The organism is Streptomyces sp. NPDC005955 (assembly GCF_042871255.1).
In the GTDB taxonomy this organism is placed as follows: Bacteria; Actinomycetota; Actinomycetes; order Streptomycetales; family Streptomycetaceae; genus Streptomyces.
Window position 1 is genome coordinate 11,739 of sequence record NZ_JBIAIF010000001.1, and the last position, 19,318, is coordinate 31,056.

The 19,318-nt window shown below is 69.3% G+C and carries 6 protein-coding genes and 1 pseudogene; 2 read left to right on the forward strand and 5 right to left on the reverse strand.

The window, feature by feature from the left end; genetic code table 11:
• Positions 1-52: 52 nt before the first annotated feature.
• From ACFYOU_RS00025 to ACFYOU_RS00040, 4 genes and pseudogenes are all read right to left on the reverse strand, one after another.
• Positions 53-8,848 (reverse strand): annotated as a pseudogene (locus ACFYOU_RS00025) (amino acid adenylation domain-containing protein); the annotation flags it as partial.
• Between the two features lie 70 nt (positions 8,849-8,918).
• Positions 8,919-14,516: an SDR family NAD(P)-dependent oxidoreductase gene (locus ACFYOU_RS00030; RefSeq protein ID WP_391302243.1), complete on the reverse strand. Its 5,598-nt coding sequence runs from the start codon at positions 14,514-14,516 to the stop codon at positions 8,919-8,921.
• Positions 14,517-14,718: 202 nt separating this feature from the next.
• The gene (locus tag ACFYOU_RS00035; RefSeq protein WP_391302245.1) at positions 14,719-15,474 is read right to left on the reverse strand and encodes an alpha/beta fold hydrolase; all 756 of its coding nucleotides are present in this window, start codon (positions 15,472-15,474) and stop codon (positions 14,719-14,721) included.
• A gap of 127 nt (positions 15,475-15,601) precedes the next feature.
• Positions 15,602-16,822, reverse strand: a complete 1,221-nt coding sequence (locus tag ACFYOU_RS00040; protein ID WP_391302247.1) for a cysteine desulfurase-like protein — start codon at positions 16,820-16,822, stop codon at positions 15,602-15,604.
• Between the two features lie 297 nt (positions 16,823-17,119).
• Here ACFYOU_RS00040 and ACFYOU_RS00045 point away from each other — a divergent pair, with 297 nt between their 5' ends.
• Together ACFYOU_RS00045 and ACFYOU_RS00050 are read left to right on the forward strand one after the other, a co-directional pair.
• Entirely contained in the window at positions 17,120-17,731 is a 612-nt protein-coding gene (locus tag ACFYOU_RS00045) for a GNAT family N-acetyltransferase (RefSeq protein ID WP_391302249.1), read from the forward strand.
• Positions 17,732-17,826: 95 nt separating this feature from the next.
• Positions 17,827-18,309 carry a hypothetical protein gene (locus tag ACFYOU_RS00050; RefSeq protein WP_391302251.1) on the forward strand — a complete coding sequence of 161 codons (483 nt, stop codon included), beginning with the start codon at positions 17,827-17,829 and terminating at the stop codon, positions 18,307-18,309.
• A 116-nt stretch (positions 18,310-18,425) separates the two neighbouring features.
• Here the strand turns inward: ACFYOU_RS00050 and ACFYOU_RS00055 are convergent, their stop codons facing one another.
• Positions 18,426-19,316, reverse strand: a complete 891-nt coding sequence (locus ACFYOU_RS00055; protein WP_391302253.1) for a siderophore-interacting protein — start codon at positions 19,314-19,316, stop codon at positions 18,426-18,428.
• Positions 19,317-19,318 lie beyond the last annotated feature (2 nt).

The window sequence follows — 19,318 nt, forward strand, 5'->3', positions numbered from 1 at the left end:
CGAAGGAAAGCTCGCTCACAACGTCGACGACAGATTCGCAAACGTTCAAACGTCAACCAACAGTCGTCCATTTGATGCACTCGGAAAGGTATTCTCCGACCGGACGGTCAGGGTCTTCGACAATGGTGTCGAGGAGTCGGACGTAACTCTGGATCCAGCGCGCCACGGCACCCGCAGGGAAGAATCCGGACCGATGGTTCGCCGCGATCAGCGAGAACTGGTCCGTGAAGTGGATCTCCACCCGCAGGGGATGCTCGGTCTGTGCCAGCACCTGGACCGGTACGGCGGCCCCCAAAACCGACATGAGCCGTCCCAGGCCGGCGGTCATGCCGGGGACGTTCTCGTTGACCACGTAGCTCTCGAACAGCAGGTCCCCTACAGGGACGCCGCTCACCCGACGCAGGTCGGCCGGCGAGAAGTACTCGTAGTCACTGATCCCGGAGATCTTCTCCTGCACCCCCGCCAGCCAGGGAAGCAACCCCGACTCGACGTCCACCCGTGCCGCTACCGGAAGGATGTTGAACATCAGGCCCGCCGCCTGGTCCACGTCGACAGTCGTGGTGCTTCGTCCCGAGGTGAGGGCACCGCACACCACGTCGTGCTTCCCCGTGACGGCACTGACCATGATCGCCCACGCACCGAACACCACGCTGTTGACGCTAAGACCGCGCTCGCCCGCCAGACGCGCGATTCCCCGCGCCGTCTCCTCCGCCACCACCACGAACTCCTGCTGGACCGGGTAGGGCAGGCCCTCTTCCCGCTCCTGGGGCGGTAGGGCGATGGACGCTCCGGGAAGTTCGACACCGTGGAGTTCGCGACGCCAGAACTCCTCAGCCCCGCTGATGTCGCGCTCGCTCTGCTCCACGCAGAAATCGCCGTAGGCGGAGGCCGGCGGTACGACGACCGGTTGGCGTCCAGCGACGATGTTCTCGTACGTGTCGAGCAGGGTGCGCACCATCATCGCCGAACTCCAGCCGTCCTGTGCGAGCAGCGTGAAGAAGTGCACGTACTCGAACGTGTCGTCGGCCAGCCTGAACAGAGCCAGCCGGGTCTTGACGGGACTCTGGGCGAAGCCCCTCCGCCGCTGTCCCTCGATGTACGCGGCGATACGCCGCTCCTGCTCGACACCGGACGCAGCACGGAGGTCATGGACGTCGAACTCGATACGAACATCCGTGCGCACCACCTGGGTCCAAGCCCCCTCCTCGTTGCGGAGGTAACTCGTGCGCAACGACGGGAACTGGTCCACGGTGTACTGCCATGCCGTCTCCAGGGCGCTCGGCACCAACTGCTGCCCCGAGAACCGGAATCGCTGGTGGGTGACGTACACACCGGAGTCCGGCGCGCGTTCAATGGATTCCAGCGCACTGTTCTGCATACCAGTGGCGGGATAGGCATCCGCCGCGTCCGGGTGGTGAGCCCGCGCCCACTCGAGGAGCCCCGGATCCCGCTCCACGCCCGCCCTGGCGTGCACCGGGCCCCGAGATTCGGCCAGTGCCGCGAGCTCGATGATGGTGGGGCTCTGGAAGACATCCTGCGGCGTGAGCGCCATCCCCTTGGCCATGGCCCTGCTGACCATCTGGATACCGAGGAGGGAGTCGCCACCCAGAGCGAAGAAGCCCCGGTCCGCACTCACCTCACGCAGATCGAGCAACTCGGCCCAGATCTCGGCGAGCTGCCGCTCGGGCAGGGTGCGCGGGGCCACATGCTGCACGCCCAACGGCACCTCGCGCGCCGGGAGCGGCAGGGCCTCACGATCCAACTTGCCGTTGACCGTTACCGGGAAGTCGGCGAGCGCGATGACCGTCGGCGGCACCATGAACTCGGGAACCCTGTCGCGCAGGAAGTCGGCCGCCTCGGCGGTCAACCAGCGGCCGAGCTCAGGAAGGAGCGGGCCGTTCGCGTACTGACGCCACGAGCTCACCCAGTCCCGAGCTCCACCACCGTCAGGGAGGGGGACGTCACCCGACCGCCGGAAGGTGACGCGGAAGCGGCCGTCCGTGGCGCCCCACTCCGGTCCGGCATCGGCCAGGTAGCCCAGTTCCTCGGCCAGTTCCAAGAGCACTTCGGGCGCTACCGCGGCGCCCGGCGCCGTCGGGAGTTCGTCGAGACCGAGGGCGTCGGACCCGTTCGTCATCGCCGTGAGCACAGCGCTCACCGAGGTGAACGAGGCATTCGGAATCTCGGTGACAATGAGCACCTCTTGCTCGCTGCTGGCCAGTTCGCGCCGGAGGTCTTCCAACGAGGTCCACCGGACCTCGACGGGAGCTGGCGTTGCCCGCTCGGCCGCACCCACGCGGAGCACCACGTCGAAGCGGAATCGCGAAGCACCAGAGTCGTGCCGCAGGAGCACCTCGACGCCCGAGAGGGAAGCCACCTCCGTGCGCAACGACGCGAAGAACTCCGGGGCGAGGGCGAGTTCGCCCTCGCTCGCCACCTTTTGGGTCACGCGATCGCGTAGCTCCCCCACGGTCAGGCCTGGTTCGGCGGCCGACTCGACCTCCGTGTGCTTGGCCCAGAGCAGAGGGAGGCTCAACACCTCGTCGACGAGCACCAGGCCACCGGGGCGCACCAGGGCGAGGGCCGTGCAGAGAACGTCCCTCAGGTACCCCGCGTCCGCCGTCGACTGGGTGGGTGCACTGACGATCACCGCGTCGGGCCGGTCGTCGTCCGGTCCGGTGAGCTGGTGCTCCTCCTGGTGGGACAGCTTTACGTCAACCGAATCGGGGAGACGGGGCAGCACCCGCTCATGCACGGAGGCCAACGCGGTGCTCGACAGGTCCGTCCCCCGGTACCACTCGCTGTGCGGTGCCAGCCGGAGCAGTCGCGCGCCCGTTCCGACCCCGATCTCCACGATCTTGGGCGACCCAAGGGACAGCACGCGTCGCTCCGCGGGAGTGAGGCTCGTCCCGATCGCACCATGATCGCCCTCCTCCCCCAGACGGCTGCGCCGTCGGCCCTCCCGGACCTCGGCACCGTCCCGTGCGGCGAGGGCGGACTGATCGGGCACCACGTAGGCGACGAGTTGCTTGTCCGAGGCTCCCGGTACGAGTTCACGAGCCATCACCACCGCGCTGCGCACCGCGGGGTGCTCGTGGAGCGCCGACTCGATCTCCCCGAGTTCGATGCGCATTCCACGGACCTTGACCTGGAAGTCAGTCCGCCCGACGAAGACCATGGAGCCGTCCTGCCGGAACCGGGCCAGATCTCCCGTCCGGTAGAGCATGGCGTCGGGGTCGGAGCTGAAGGGGTCCGGGACGAACCGCTCCGCCGTCAGCTCAGGCCGGTTGAGGTAGCCCCGCGCCACCCCGACACCGCCGATGAACGCTTCGCCGGGAACACCGACCGGTACCGGCCTGCGGTGTGCGTCGAGAATGTAGACCTGCGTGTTGGCGATGGGAGTCCCAATGGACACGACTCCATCCGGGATGTCGCGCGGGCACTCCCAGCAGGTGCTGTCGACCGAGCACTCCGTGGCTCCCCAGAGGTTGAAGACCGTTGCCCCGGGGAGTTTGGCGTACACCTCCCGTACGGACGAAAGGGGCAGCTCCTCACCACTGGCGATGACTCGGGTGATCGAGCGGCACTGTTCTATGCCGGGATGCTGGAGGAAGGCCCGGAGCATCGAGGGGACGAAGTGCAAGGTCGTCACCCCCTGCTCCTGGATCAGTCGGGACAGGTACTCGGGATCCTTGTGGCCGTCCGGCCTGGCGACGATCATCCGGGCACCGACGAGAAGCGGCCAGAAGAACTCCCACACGGACACGTCGAAGCTGATGGGTGTCTTCTGGAGCACGGGGTCACCAGCGGTGAGGCCGAAGTACTCCTGCTTCCACAGCAACCGATTGACGACGCCCCGGTGGGTCATCATCGCCGCCTTGGGGCGTCCCGTGGAGCCGGAGGTGTAGATCAGGTAGACGAGATCGTCCATGTCGACCGGGCTGTCGGGCCGGCTGACGGGCTCCTCGTCGAACTCGCCGGGCCGGTCCAACACGACCGTAACCGCCCGGTGCTCCGGCAACCCCTCCACCAGCCGCTCCTGCGTCAGCAGGATGCCCGGGTCCGCGTCCTCGAGCATGAAGGCCACTCGCTGGACCGGGTACGTGGGGTCGATGGGCAGATAGGCACCGCCCGCCTTGAGGATGCCGAGCAGCCCCACCACCATGTCGATCGAGCGGAAGACCGAGATGGCGACCGGCTGGTCAGGAACGACCCCCAGGGACCACAGTCGGTGCGCCACTTGGTTGGCCCGCCGGTCCAACTCGGCGTAGGTGATGGCCTCGCCCTCGAAGACGACGGCCACCGCGCCCGGTGCCCGGTCGGTCTGGTCCTCGATGAGGGTGTGGAGACAGCGGACGCGGTCCTCGGGGTAGTCGCGCGCGGTGTCGTTCCACTGGTCCAGGATCCGCTGTTCGAGCGCGGGCGGCAGTACCGGCAGTTCCGAGATCTTCGCCCCGGGGGAGCCGACGAGCGCGTTGAGCAGGGTGCGGTACGCCGCGAGCAACCGCTCGATCGTGGTGCCGTCGAAGAGCTCGCTGCTGAACTCGGCGTCCACCAGGAGGGAGTGCGGCAGTTCGGTCACGGAAATCTCGATGTCAAACTTGGCCGTGCCGTTGTGGACCTCGGTGACCCGGGCGAACTCGGCTCCGCCGGGTCCGTCCTTGCCACTGTGGCGCTTCAGGTCGAACACCACCTGGAAGGGGTGCTCCGACGGCCTTCCTCGGTCGCGGTCCATCCCGGAGAGGAGCGCGTCGTAGGGCAGGTCCTGGTGGTCGAATCCCCGCCTCACCGTGCGGGCCACCCTCCGCAGCAGTTCGACAAAGGGGGGATCGTCTCCGAGCGGGGTCTGGAGGACCACCGTGTTCGTGAAGAAGCCGATCAGATTCTGCACCGCTTCGTGTTGCCGGTTGGCCATGGCGGTGCCCACCACCACGTCACCGGCGTCCTCGCCGTCGCGGTGGCGGTAGAGCACCGCCTTGAGCGCTGCCAGCAAGGTGGTGAAGAGTGTGACGCCGTGCTCGGCGCTGTAGTCGCGCAAGGTACGGGTGAGCTCCGCGTCGATCTCGAAGCTGGCCTCGCCCCCTTGGTGCTGCTGGCGGACCGGCCTGGGCCGATCGGTGAGGACGCGGGCGCCCGTCCTGGCGCCGCCTGTCGAATCCTTCAGGGGCGCGAGCCTTGCGGAGAGCCGCTCGTCGTCCAGGCGTTCCCGTTCCCACACGGTGAAGTCGGCGTACTGGACCGGCAGAGCGGGAAGGTCGGGAACGGTCCCGGCCAGGAGTGCCGCGTAGACAACCGCGATCTCGCGGCCGAGCACCCCACCCGACCACGCATCCGCGACGATGTGGTGGACGTTGACCACCATCCGACAGTCGACGTCCCCCACGAGGAACAGGGTGACCCGGATCAACGGACCGTGAGCCAGGTCGAAGACGTGGCGTGCCTCCTCGGCCAAGAGGCGTTCGTACTCCGCCTCCCGCTCGGCCGCGGACCCACCCGGTACCAGGACGACCGGCACGCCCACGTTCAGTTCGGGCATGATCTCCTGCCATGCCTGCCCCTCCGCGCTGCGGAACACGGTGCGCAGTGCGTCATGACGCCGGACGACCTCGTTGATGGTGCGTTCCATCACCTCCGGACGCACCGTCCCCGGCAGTGCACGCACCATCACCACGTTGTAGGCGGGACTGTCCGGCGTCATCTGGTTCAGTGCCCAGAGTCGCTGCTGGCCGAAGGAGAGTGGTAGCCGGGCCCTGCCGGTCCTCTCGAGCCACCGCCGGGCGGTACCCGTCACGAGATCCGTCGGTGATCCGATCGGCTCCCCGGCCGCCCCCGCGGCCTCCGCAACGAGGAACCGGGCGAGCCCTTGGGGATCCGGGTGGTCGAAGACCACGCTCACCGGCAGGCTGAGACCGGTGGCGCGGTTCAGCCGGTTCCGGGCCTCCATCGCGGTGAGGGAATCGAAGCCCAGGTCGAGGAAGGTGCTCTCCACGTCCATCTCATCCCGCGGGCCGTACCGCAGCACGGCGGCCACCGTCGTGGTGACCAGGTCGATCGCGACAGCGAGCCGTTCCTCGTCCGATCCGGAGAACAGCTTCGCCCGGACGACCTCCACGTCGGCCGTCTCGGGCAGCGCCTCCAGGAAATCCGTGTCGGCTGTGGAATCCACGGTGCCGACCGTGTTCACCCAGAAGCGGCTGCGCTGGAAGGCGTAGGTGGGCAACTCGACGTGGCGTTCTTCCCCCTCCGCGAACGCGGCGCTCCAGTCCACCTCGACACCGCTGACGAACGCCTGCGCCAGCGCGGCGAGTACGTGTGTCCGCTCGCCCTCCCCGTTGTGCAACGTGCCCAGCGTCTGCCCCGAGATGCCGCTGTGTTCAAGGGTGTCCTGGACCGCGGGCAGGAGGACGGGATGAGGGCTGACCTCGATGAAGGTGTCGTAGCCCTGTTCAGCAAGCGCCGTGACCGATGCGGCAAAGCGCACCTGTTCACGCAGGTTCGTAAACCAGTAGTCCGCCCCCATCTCGGAGCCGTCCAGCCAGTCGCCCGTCACGGTGGAGTGGAACGGGACGTCACAGGGGCGCGGTCGGACGTCCGTGAGTGCGGCGAGGAGCGCGGGGCGCAGCACGTCGACGCTCGGCGAGTGGGAACCGTAGGTGACCGGGATCCGGCGGGCGCGGAGCCCATCCGTCTTGCACCGGTGCACCAGTTCGTCCAGGGCGGCGGCGTCTCCCGACACGACCGTCGAACGCGGACCGTTGACCGCGGCCACCGTTACCCGCTCGGGCCAGGACTCCAGGTACTGCCGGACTTCCGCGGCTTCGACAGCCAGGGCCGCCATGCCGCCGCTGCCTGCCACGGTGCGCGCGATCTCCCGGCTGCGCAGGGCAACGACCTTCACGGCGTCCCGGAGGCTGAGTGCACCCGCCACGTGGGCGGCCGCGATCTCACCCTGGCTGTGCCCGACCACCGCGGCCGGCTCGACTCCGTAGGAGCGCCAGAGGGCCGCCAGCGAGACCGCCATCGAGAAGAGAACGGGCTGGACCACGTCGTCCCGGTCGATTCCCGGTGCACCTGGTGCTCCGTTGAGGACGTCCAGCAGCGACCAATCGACGTGATCGCGCAGGGCCTCGTCACAGGCTTCCATCTTGCGGGCGAAGACCGGCTCGCTCGACAGGAGGTCGACCCCCATGCCCACCCACTGCGAGCCCTGGCCCGGGAAGACGAACACCGTCCGTCCCGTACCGCGCGCCTTGCCCTGCACGACGCCGGGCGCGTCCTCACCGGCGGTCACGGCACGCAGCGTCTGGGGGAGGTCGTCCGAGGGACGGCCCACCACGACGGCTCGGTGTTCGAACCGGGAGCGCCTGGCCAAGGCCCGACCGATATCAGCCGCCGGCACATCCGGGGTGGTTTCGACGAGGTCCAGGAGGTTCGTGGCCTGTGCGCGCAGTGCCGCACCGGACCGGGCGGTGAGGACCCACGCGGTCGGCCGGTCGTCCTCGGTGACCTCTTCTCCGGTCGTCTGTGGGGCGGGGGCCTCCTCCAGGATCACGTGAGCGTTCGTTCCGCTGATACCGAAGGACGAGACGGCGGCCCGGCGCGGCTCACCCGTGTGAGGCCAAGGCTTGTTCTCCTTGACCAACTCGACGCCCCCGTCATTCCAGTCGACGTGCGGACTCGGAAGATCCAGGTGCGGCAGGCCCGGCACTACCCCGTGGCGCATGGCCATCACCGTTTTGATGACACCGACCACTCCGGCAGCGGCCTGTGTGTGCCCGACATTGGACTTCAGCGCCCCCACCAGCAAGGGTCGGTCGGCCGGACGGCCCTTGCCGTACGCGCTGATCAGTGCCTGGGCCTCGATCGGATCGCCCAGGGGAGTGCCCGTGCCGTGCGCTTCGACCACATCCACCTGGGTGTTGGTGAGTCGCGCGTCGGCAAGAGCCTTCCTGATGAGCCGCTGCTGTGCCGGGCCATTGGGTGCGGAGAATCCGCTGCTGGCACCGTCCTGGTTGAGTGCCGATCCACGCACGACGGCCAACACCCGGTGCCCGAGACGGGTGGCGTCCGAGAGGCGCTCGATGACCAGGACGCCGGCGCCCTCGGACCAACCGGCTCCGTCGGCACCGGCGGCGAAGGGCTTGCACCGGCCGTCCGGGGACAACACCCGCTGGCGTGACAGCTCGATGAATGCCTGGGGCGTCGCCATCACGGTGGCGCCTCCGACCAGCGCCAGCGAGCAGTCGCCGGAGCGCAGGGCCCCGGCAGCCAGGTGCAGCGCCACCAGCGACGACGAGCAGGCCGTGTCCACGCTCAGTGCAGGACCCTCAAGCCCGAGGGTGTAGGCGACCCGCCCCGATACCAGGTTTCCCGCGCTGGAGTTCCCCAGGTAGTCGTGGTACATCACGCCGGAGAACACTCCGCTGTCACTGCCGGAGAGCGTCTTCGGATCGATCCCGCCGTGTTCTAGCGCTTCCCAGGAGCATTCCAGCAGCAGGCGCTGCTGGGGGTCCATGACCATGGCCTCACGGGGAGAGATCCCGAAGAAGGCGGCGTCGAACTCGCCCGCCCGGTGGAGGAAGCCACCCTCCTTCGTGTACGAGGTCCCGGGCCGACCGGGCTCGGGGTCGTGAAGCGCGTCGAGGTCCCATCCGCGGTCCGTGGGGAACGGACCGATCGCGTCCCCGCCCTCGACGGCGAGCCGCCAGAGACCTTCGGGTCCAGTCACGCCCCCCGGGAGCCGACACGACATCCCGACAATGGCGAGTGGTTCGCTCTCGACGTCCTTCAGACTCCGGTTCTCCTGGCGAAGCCTGTCGTTCTCCATGAGAGATGCCCGAAGCGCCTCGACCAGCGAGTCAGAAGAGGTGTCCACCGTGTTGTCACTCCCACTTGGGTCGTCGTACTAGCTGCAGTGATCAGTCACTTGGTCGGGATGCGCCGAGTTGCTGGTCCAGCAGTTGGAACAGGTCGTCGGCGCCGGCCGACTCCAGTTCGGCGACGGCCTCCCCCGGTACCTCGGTCCACTCCGCCAACAGGCGTCGGACCTGGCGTACCGCCTCGTCGCGCACCGCGTCGCCCGCCGTTCGGGCCGACACCATCGCGCGGAGGTTCTCCACCACTTCCTTGACTTCTCCGACCGTGTCGGGGAGGTCGTCCAGGTCACCCTCTGCCAGTTGCGTCAGCAGGTGGTCCGTGAGAGCTCCCGGCGTCGGGTAGTCGAAGACCAGGGAGGCCGGGAGCCTGAGGTCGGACCGCGCACCGAGGTGGTTGCGCAGCTCGACCGCGGTGAGCGAATCGAAGCCCAGCTCCCTGAAGGTCCGGTCCTCCTCCAGGCCCTCCACCGGACCTAGCACCATCACGACCGCGGCACTGACCTCCGCGAACAGCTTCTTGCGCCGCTCGCCCAGGGGGCTGCCCGACAGTTCCCGGCGCAGGGAGCCAGTTTCAGACCGGGGACCCTCCGGTTCGTTCCCCCCCGGAGCACGGTGGGCACGGCCCACCAGCGCCGACATCACAGGGAGCCCGATCACGGACGAGCCCGCAGTTCCGGACGGCGTCAGGTCGAAGCGGGCCGCGACCAAGGTCGGCACGGCAGCGGAACGGGCCGCGTCCAGGAGCGCCAGGCCCTCCGTGGTGGACAGCGCGCGCAGGCCGGACACGTTGACACGTCCTGCCTGGTTCTGATCGCCGGCCCCTGTGATGGCACTGACCTGGTCCCACAGTCCCCAGGCCACGGACTTCGCAGGTAGGCCACGAGCGTGGCGGTAGTGGGCGAGCGCGTCCAAGAAGGCATTGGCGGCCGCGTAGTTGGCCTGGCCGGCCCGCCCCAGCACGCCCGACAGCGAGGAGAACAGGACGAACTCGTCCAGATCCAGATCCCTCGTGGCGTGGTGGAGAGCCCAGGCCGCCTCGGCCTTCGCCTCGATCACTCTGCGGAGTTGGTCGGTGGACAACCCGGCGACGGTGCCGTCGTCGATCACACCTGCCGCGTGTACCACGGCCTTCAACGGCTGATCAGCGGGGAGCCCTGCGAGGAGGTCGCGGAGGGCAACTCGGTCGGAGACGTCGCAGCGGGCCACCGTCACCACGGCGCCGAGTTCGCTGAGCTCGGCGGTGAGTGCAGCGGCTCCCGGAGTGTCCTCCCCCCTACGACCGGCCAGGAGTAGGTGGTCATAGCCCCACTGCTGGACTGCGTGACGCGCCACAGCGCCACCCAGCGTCCCCAATCCGCCGGTGATCAGGGCCGTACCCCCCTTCGGCGGCGGGTTCGGACCGGAGGCCGGAGGAACGACCGTCCGTCCCAGCCTCGCGGCCCGCACAACACCGTCGCGGATCACGAGTTGAGGCTCGTCCCCCGTGGCGGCCGCGGCAAGCACGGCACCCGACCGAGCACTGCCGTCGGTGTCGACGAGCACGATCCGCCCGGGGTGCTCGGACTGAGCTGCCCGGACGAGTCCCCACAGGGCCGCGCCCAGCAGATGCGGCGGTACCTCACCGTCGAGGGCCACCGCCCCGGTGGTGACCATCACCAGCCTGACGGCGGCGAGCCCGTCGTCAGCCAACCAATGGCGCAACAGCCCCAACGCCTGGTCGAGAAGCTCGGTCAGTCCAGTGTCACCAGATGTCGGGAGACCGTCCTGCTCGGGCATCGGCAGCGTGGCGAAGAACAGTTCGGGAGCCTCGCCACCGGAGTCCGCTGCCGCACTTACTTCCTGGCCGGTCGGGGACAGGGGGTAGCCGAGACCCTGCGCCCAAGCTCCCGGCGCCCCCAGATGAACACATCGCGGCGGGCGCAGAGGTGGAGTCGTGTCGACGACGGGCCATTCCAACCGGAAGAGCAGGTCGTCGTGGCGTACAAGTGAACCGCGCAGCTGAGCCACCGTGGTGGGCCGAAGGACGAGGGAGTCAACCGACAGGGCCGGAGCGCCGGATCCATCGGTCGCCACCAGGGCGATCTGGTTCTCCGCGAGCGGGGTGAGTCGGACCCGTAGGCTCCGAGTGGCCGAGGAACGAACGGTGACGCCCCGCCAGGCGAAGGGCACCATGATGGTCTCGTCGTTCGGGTCGGAGACTTCACGGTCGGCCAGCAAGGGGTGTAGCGCGGCGTCTAGCAGTGCCGGGTGCAGATCGAACCCGTCCTCGCCCGGACCTTGTTCCGTCTCCAGCGACACCTCGGCGAAGAGGTCCCCGCCCTGACGCCATACGTTACGCAGTCCCCGGAATCCCGGGCCGTAGTGAAACCCCTTCCGGGCGAGTCGTGCGTAGACGTCGTCGAGTTCCAGCCGTGTCGAACCGGGAGGAGGCCAGAGGGGTCCCAGGTCCTCCGGTGCCGCCCCCGAGTCAGCCGCGGGCCGTTCAGCGCACAACGACCCGTCAGCGTGCATGCGCCACGGCCCCGGTACCTCGCCGTGAACCCTGGTGTGGAGGGACAGCGAACGCCCTCCGGAACCGTCCGGGGCTCCGACGGACACCTGGAGGTCATACTCCTCGCCCGGCGCGAGGACCCACGGGGCGTGCAGCGTCAGTTCTTCCACCCGGTCCGCCCGGACCCGCTCCGCCGCTTGCCGAGCGAGCGCCACGAAGGCCGTGGCTGGTACCAATGCCGTTCCCCCCAGTGCGTGGTCCGCGAGCCAGGGGTGGTCGCGCTGGGCCACCAGACCGCTCAGGACGACGCTCGCATCATCTGCGACCTCCACCGCGGACGGGGCGAACCCGGGTCGCTGTGCGGCGTTGGGTGTCCCCGACCCGGCTTGCACACCGCTCCGGGCGTCGTACCAGAACCGTCGGCGCTGGAACGGATAGGAGGGCAAAGAGACCCTGCGGGCCGCAGCGCCTTCGAAGGCCGCGGACCAGTCGACGGGCACGCCCTTGGTGTGCAGTTCACCTACGGACGTCAGAAACCGGTTCGGACCTCCGTCCCCGCGTCGTAGCGTGGTACCGAGCACGACGTCGCCCCCGTGGTCCCGCACGAGGTCTTCCAGGCCGTAGGCGAGAACGGGGTGGGGACTGCACTCGACGAAGGTCGTGAATCCCTGGTGGAGCAGGCCGTTCACCGTCTCGGCGAACTGGACGGGGCGACGCAGGTTCTCGAACCAGTAGGACGCCGTCAGCTCGCCCCCGGGTACCTGTTCACCGGTCACCGTGGAGAAGAAGGGTACGGACGTCGCACCCGGGGAGATCGTGCCCAGGGCGTCGAGGAGTTGCTGCTTGATCTCGTCCACCTGGTGGGAGTGGGACGCGTAGTCGATGGGGATGCGATGGGCGGACGTGCCGCTGCGCGCACACACCGCAAGCAGTTCCCGCAGCGCCTCCGTGTCTCCGGACACCGCTGTGGACCGCGGGCCGTTGACCGCGGCGATCCCCAGCCGTCCGCCCCACTGCCGGATGAGATCCTCGCTCTGCCGAAGCGGTAGGGCCAATGCCACCATGCCTCCGCGCCCTCGTAGCGTGGCCGCGAGGACTCGGCTCCGCAGCACCACGGTGCGGACGGCGTCCGACAGGTCCAGGGCCCCGGCGACGTACGCCGCGGCGAGTTCCCCCTGGCTGTGCCCCACCACGCTGGTGGGCTCGACTCCGCTCGACCGCCACATCGCAGCCAACGACACCATCATCGTGAAGAGTGCGGGTTGAATCACCTCGTCCTCGTCCAGGGTCCGGGCTCCTGAACGCCCGAGCAGCACGTCGGACAGAGACCAGTCCAGATGGCGGTCGAACTCGGCGAGGCATTTCTCCGCCTCCTGCGCGAAAACCTGTGAGGAGGCCAGGAGTTCGGCTCCCATTGCGGTCCACTGCGACCCCTGGCCCGGGAACACGAACACCACGTCGTTCGTCCGCTCGCGGGCGACGTCCCGCACCAGTCCTCGTGCGATTCCCCCGTCGGCAAGCGCATCCAGTCCCGCGGTCAGTGCCGTCCGGTCGGAACCGACGACGACTGCCCGGTGCCGTAGCGTGGCACGTCCCGTCGCAAGGGTGAATCCGATGTCCACGGACGACGCCCCCGGCTCATCCTCCAGATACCCGAGCAACCGCTGCGCCTGGGTTCGTAGGGCGGCCTCGGATCTGGCCGACAACAGCCAGGGAACGGTGATGGGGGAGGAGGAAGGGGGGCTGGTGGCCTCGTTGGCCTCCGGTTCGACGGGTGCCTGTTCAATGACGGTGTGCGCGTTCGTGCCGCTCAGGCTGAACGAGGACACACCCGCACGGCGCGGGGCTCCCGTGTCCGGCCAGGGTGTCGCCTCCGTCAGTAGCCGAACCTGTCCCGAGGACCAGTCGACATGGGGGGTCGGGCCGTCGATGCCCAGGCTGGCGGGGAGGACGCCGTGACGGATGGCGAGCACCGTCTTGATGACGCCGGCGATGCCCGCGGCCGCCTGTGTGTGCCCGATGTTCGACTTCACCGACCCCACGAGGAGGGGCCGGTCCGGGTTCCGACGCCCGCCGTACGTCGTGAGCAGGGCCTGCGCCTCGATCGGGTCGCCCAGGGTGGTACCCGTGCCGTGGGCCTCCACCGCGTCGATGTCGTCGGGCGTCAGGCCGGCTCGGGACAGCGCCTTGCGGATCACCTGCTCTTGAGCCGCTCCGTTGGGTGCGGTCAGGCCGTTGGATGCGCCGTCCTGGTTGACGGCGGAACCGCGGACGACAGCCAGCACCTCCCGACCGGCTCGACGGGCCGCGGACAACGGCTGGAGCACGAGCATCCCCACGCCCTCGGAGAAGGCAGTGCCGTCGGCCCGGGCACCGAACGGTTTGCATCGACCGTCCGGTGCCAGGCCGCCCTGTCGATGGAACTCCAGCAGGGTCGTAAGGGTCGAGGTGACGGCAGCCCCGCCCACAAGGGCGATTTCGCAGTCGCCCTGCCGGATGGCCCCGCACGCCTCGTGGAGCGCGACGAGGGCGGACGAGCAAGCCGTGTCGATCGTGAGCGCCGGGCCGTTCAGCCCCAGCGCGTAGGCGATCCGTCCGGAGGCGAAAGCGGCGCCTGCCCCGCTAACGAAGAAGCCTTCGACCCGGCCGTCGTGCCGCGCGCCAGTGAGATGACTGGCGTGATCTCCGCTGATGACGCCCACGTACGTGCCGGTCTGAGTGCCGTGCAACTGATCAGGAGGGATGCCCGCGTCCTCCAGGGCCAGCCAGGCGGACTCCAGCAGAAGGCGGTGTTGCGGGTCCATAGCGGCGGCCTCGCGCGGCGAGATGCCGAAGAAGTCAGCATCGAAATCGGTGGCGTCCCGGAGGAATCCGCCAAACCGCCGTTCGTCCGAACCGTTCACGAGCTCGTCCGGAAGTCCGGCGAGATCCCAACCACGGTCCCCGGGAAGAGGCGAGGAGACGTTCTCACCGGCCAGCAAGAGCTGCCACAGCTGTTCGGGGGAGTCCGCCCCCCCGGGGAACCGACACGCCATGCCGACGATCGCGATGTCCTCCTCGGCCGCTGCCGCCGCCAACCGCTCGCGGGTCTCCAGGAGTTCGGCCGTCACCCGCTTGAGGTAGCTACGGAGCCGCTCTTCAGCGCTCATCAGAATCCGTTCCTTACGTCACCTGATTGAAGGAGTGCGGCACGGCGTGCTCCGCCCTGCGTTGGTTCCCGTCCGGACACCGGATTCACCGACAACTGGTCGGGGTCGGTTACCTCACCAAGTGTCTCCGGCACGACCACGGCAGAACAGGAAGAAGGGACGGCAGAAGGCCCGCTCCGCGGCAGACGTCCGACGGACGACGTCAGCCCGGCCCCACCAGCACCCGCTGACTGACGAGATCGGCCACTGCGTCCATGTGATCCGCGAGGTAGAAGTGGCCACCATGGAACTGCTCCAAGAAGAAGGGCCCACGGCTCTGGTCCTGCCACGCGGCGACATCCTCGACCCCCGCGGTCTCGTCCTGCTGGCCGACCAGGGTGACCATCGGACAGTCCAACTCCGGACCGGCCTCGTACTGGTACGTCTCGATGGCCCGGTAGTCACTCCGCAGCGGAGGAAGGATCATCTTGAGCACCTCCGGGTCCTCCAGGATCCGCGCATCGGTACCGCTCGTCTCACGCAGGTGACCGGCGAGGTCCCTGTCGTCGAGCAGATGGACCCGCCCCTCACGGTGTACGGAGGGGGCCCGGCGTCCGGAGAGAAAGAGGGCCACCGGGTCGACGTTCAGCCGGGTCTTCATGCGTCGGGCGACCTCGAAGGCGATGACCGCCCCCATGCTGTGGCCGAACAACGCGAGGGGATGCCGGAAGAGCGGCTCAAGCGCGCGGTACGACTCCTCCGCGAGCTCGGTGATCGTGGTCAGACACGGCTCCTGGCGACGGTCCTGGCGCCCGGGGTACTGAACGGCCATGACGTCGAGTCTCCCCTGCAGGGCCCGGGACAGGGGCCGGAAGTAGCTCGCCGAACCGCCGGCGTGGGGGAAGCAGACGAACGGCAGAGACCGGTCGTCGTCAGAGAAGCGGCGTATCCAGGTTTCGTTCACCGCAGCCTTAGCCATCCGACTTCCTTCTTTGGAGTGCACGTTGGGAAAGCACCGGCCGACGGATTCCCCCTTCGCCGTTCACGGCGCCGGGCCGGGTAGCGGAGTGCGGCCTCCCGGCGGGGAACGTACCGGCCGGCGGGATTCAGCGGAGGTACTCGTGAAGCGCCACCAGCAGGCGGTCCACGTCCTCGATGGAGGTGTAGGGGGCAAGCCCGAGGCGCAGTCCACCCCGGTCGCCGAGGCCGATGACCCTGGACGCCTCCCGGGCATAGAACGTTCCCGCGCCGGCGTCGACCCCACGCGTGGCGAGGTGGTCACGAACGTCATGGGCGTCATGCCCGTCAAAGGTGACCAGCAAGGTGGGGGTGCGCACGGTAGCCCGGGACCACACGTTGACGCCGTCGAGGCTCTTGAGCCCCCCTTCCACGGTCTGGAGCAGGGCCTCCTCGTAGGATTCCACTGCGCTCAGCGCGTCCACGAGCCGATCACGCCGGGTCCCCGTACCCCGGGGGCTCAGCTGGGCCCAGAAGTCGACTGCGGCCCGGGCCCCGGCGAGCACCCCGTAGGGAAGGATCCCCAACTCGAATCGCTCGGGGACCGAGTTCGTCGAGGCCGAAAGCTTGTCTGGATCCAATCCTTCGAGGCGATCGGGGGAGGCGACCAGCACACCAAGGTGCGGACCGAGGAACTTGTAGGCGGAACACGTCAGGAAGTCCGCACCCATGCTCGTGAAGTCCATGCTCGCATGGGCTGCGTACTGGGCGCCGTCCACGAAGAGAACGGCACCGGCGTCATGCACCAGCCGCGCTATGGCGGGGATGTCGGGGCGGGTGCCGATCAGATTCGAGGCAGCGGTGACGGCCACGAGCCGCGTCCGATCCGACAGCGCATCCTGAATGTGTTCGGGGCGCAACTCACCGGATTCGGGGTCGAAGCCCGCGAACCTCACCACGGCTCCGGCACGAGCAGCAGCCTGGACCCACGGACTGACATTGCTTTCGTGATCGAGACGCGTGACGACCACCTCGTCACCGGGATTCCACCCCTGCGCGAGGGTCCGCGAGAAGTCGTACGCCAACTGTGTGGAACTCCGCCCGAAGACCACTCCCGCGGGATCGGCCCCGAAGAAGTCACCGAACGCACGCCGCGCTTCGACCACCACGGCTTCCGCGTTGCGCTCCGCCACGGTGTGGGCACCCCGATTGCACAAGGGCTCGGAAAGCGCTTTGGCAATGGCGTCGATGACCTGTTGGGGGACCTGGGTCCCGCCCGGGCCGTCGAAGTGCGCCGACCCGGCGGCAAGGGCGGGGAAGGACGCCCTCACCGCGTCGATGTCGTATCGGTGGACCTCGGTCACGGACACTCCTCCTGTCAGGGGCTGCGTCACACAGCAACCCGCAACTCGTGACGAGTGAAGACCAGTTGCCCTCCACAGGGCGATCACCTTGGCCGACGCACCGCCAACAGTCCTTAGCAAGAGCATCACGTGCACCCGGCGGGGTGAACAGGCAGAAGCAGTGGAGGAATGTCCTCGTACCCGTCCCGCTCCGCCTCGCTCGGGGCGGGCCGCACACGCCATCCGGGCTTGAGTCCCGGACCGTCGGCATCCCGCGCGCGGGAGCTGCCCCCCGCCGCCGACGAAGATCATCACCGGTGCAGAATGGCCCGTATGCCGATATCGAACACCCCCGAGAGGGCCACGCTCGACGACGCCCGGGCGGTCAGCCGCACCCTGGCCGGCGCCTTCGCCGACGACCCGATGATGCGCTGGTTCCTGCCCGACGAGGCCACCCGCGCGGTCCGGCTGGACCGCTACTTCACCACGATCTTCACCCGGCACTACGCCCGTCACGGCCTGTGCGAACGCACCGGTGCGGCGGCCGCGTTCTGGGTGGCGCCCGGGGCGCAGGCGATGCCCGACGCGGAGACCGTCCAGGAACTGGTGGACGTCCTCGGTGAGCAGGGACCGCTGTTCCGCGAGGCGCTTGAGGGGGCGGCCGCGCACGCGCCGACGGAACCGCACTGGTACCTGGCCGTGCTCGGCGCCGACCCGGTCGTCCGGGGGCAGGGGCACGGGTCCGCGTTGCTGCGTTCGGGGCTGGCCCGGGCCGATGCGGCGGGCCTGCCCGTGTACTTGGATTCCTCCAAGGAGTCCAACATCCCCGTCTACGAGCACTTCGGCTTCACCGTGCTCGCGGGGGCGGAACTGCCCGGGGGCGGGCCGACGTTGTGGCCGATGCGGCGCGCCCCGCGTCCGGCGGCCGGTGCCTGAGGCGCGGGCGGCGACCCGTACGGTTCTCGTTCCGTCACTTCGGTGACGACCGCGGGGCGGGGAAACCGCCTCGCCCCGCGGCCACGGTGAGGAGCGTGACGCCCGTGTCGATGTGGCTGCACCTGGTGAAGGTCACGCCGTCGCTGCTGGAGGAGGTGCGGACGCGCCCCTCGGTGCTCGACGCGCTGTTCTTCCGGGGGGAGGCCCGGCCCGGCTTCCGTCCGGTCGCCGACTCGTTCGGGCACGACCACCGCACGCTGCGCGAACTCGCCGAGGACCGCGCACGGGTCGAGCACGGGGCGGGCTACTGGCCGACCGCCTTCCCCTGGCTGGCCCGGGCCGTCGGACGGGGGTGCGCGGTCGTCGAGGGGTACGGGTTCCGGCACGGGCCGGCGTTCGTGCTCCCTCCGGACGAGGTGGGGCAGGTCGCGCAGGGCCTGGCGGCCGAGAGGTGGTCGCGCACCGTGCGGGCCTCCGACTGGGACGAGGGGCGGGAGGAACGCGACCTCGACGACCTCGTCCCGTTCTTCGCCGCGGCCGGCGCGACGGGGCGGGCCGTGGTCGGAGGGGTGAACTAGGGGGTGTCTGACAATTCCCCGCGGCGTCACGGGGAATTGTCAGACACCCCCTGGCCCCGCCGTACGGCCCACGTGCACGGGCCCGTCGTCCCGGCCGGGTCGGGCACCCGGGTCGGTCAGAGGCCGAGGCCGGTGAGGCGGTCCTCGTAGGCGATGGTGACGTCCTCCAGATCGCCCTTCGGGTCGTCCCACAGCGCCGTCAGCTCCGCCTTGACGTCCGCGGGCAGGGCCTCGTAGCGCTCGGTCCAACTGTCGGCGCCCGGGGCCCAGTAGCCGACGACCTTGAAGCGGTCCGTGGGCAGGGCCAGGGTCTTGCGCAGGTGTTTGCGGACGCTGCGCAGGGCGGTGGTCTCGCCGGCCACCCAGATGTACGTGCCCGTGAGGTCGCTGTGTTCGGGGAGCGCCGTGGTGACGAGGTCCGCCAGGCGGCTCGGGCCGTGGCCGTTGCCGCCGTGGGTCCAGGTGACCTTGGCCCGCGGGTGCTCGGGCAGCGGCTGCCGGGCGCCGTCGTCGGGGATCTCGACGACCGCCCGGGTGACGACCGACTCCGGGGTGTCCTCCAGGATGCGGGCCAGTGCGGGCAGGCCGGTCAGGTCACAGACGAGGACCTGGCGGGCGAGGTCGGCGGGCGGGTCGTAGAGGCCGGTGGGGGCGTTCAGGCCGAGCGGGTCGCCGGGCCGGGCCGCCGCCGCCCAGGTGGCCGCTACGCCGTGGTCGTGGATGACGAAGTCGATGTCGATCTCGGCGGCCGCGGGGCGCACCGCGCGGATGGTGTAGGTGCGCATGGGGGCGGTGGGGCGGCCCTCGGGGGTCTCCCAGCCGGTGTCGGTGGTGACGGGCAGCGAGAGGTCCTGGCGGTCGGGGCCGTGCGGGAAGAACAGGCGCACGTACTCGTCGCCCACGCCCGTCGAGACGAAGTCCGGCACGTCCCCGCCGGTCAGGGTGATGCGGACCATGCTGTCGGAGAGGCGCTGGACGCGGGACACGGTGGCGCGGTGGATCGTCATGG

Excerpts from the sequence above, each read along its gene's own strand:
- ACFYOU_RS00030 (WP_391302243.1), bottom strand. The coding sequence starts at position 14,516 with ATGAGCGCTGAAGAGCGGCTCCGTAGCTACCTCAAGCGGGTGACGGCC.
- ACFYOU_RS00035 (WP_391302245.1), bottom strand. The coding sequence starts at position 15,474 with ATGGCTAAGGCTGCGGTGAACGAAACCTGGATACGCCGCTTCTCTGAC.
- ACFYOU_RS00045 (WP_391302249.1), top strand. The coding sequence starts at position 17,120 with ATGGCCCGTATGCCGATATCGAACACCCCCGAGAGGGCCACGCTCGAC.
- ACFYOU_RS00055 (WP_391302253.1), bottom strand. The coding sequence starts at position 19,316 with ATGACGATCCACCGCGCCACCGTGTCCCGCGTCCAGCGCCTCTCCGAC.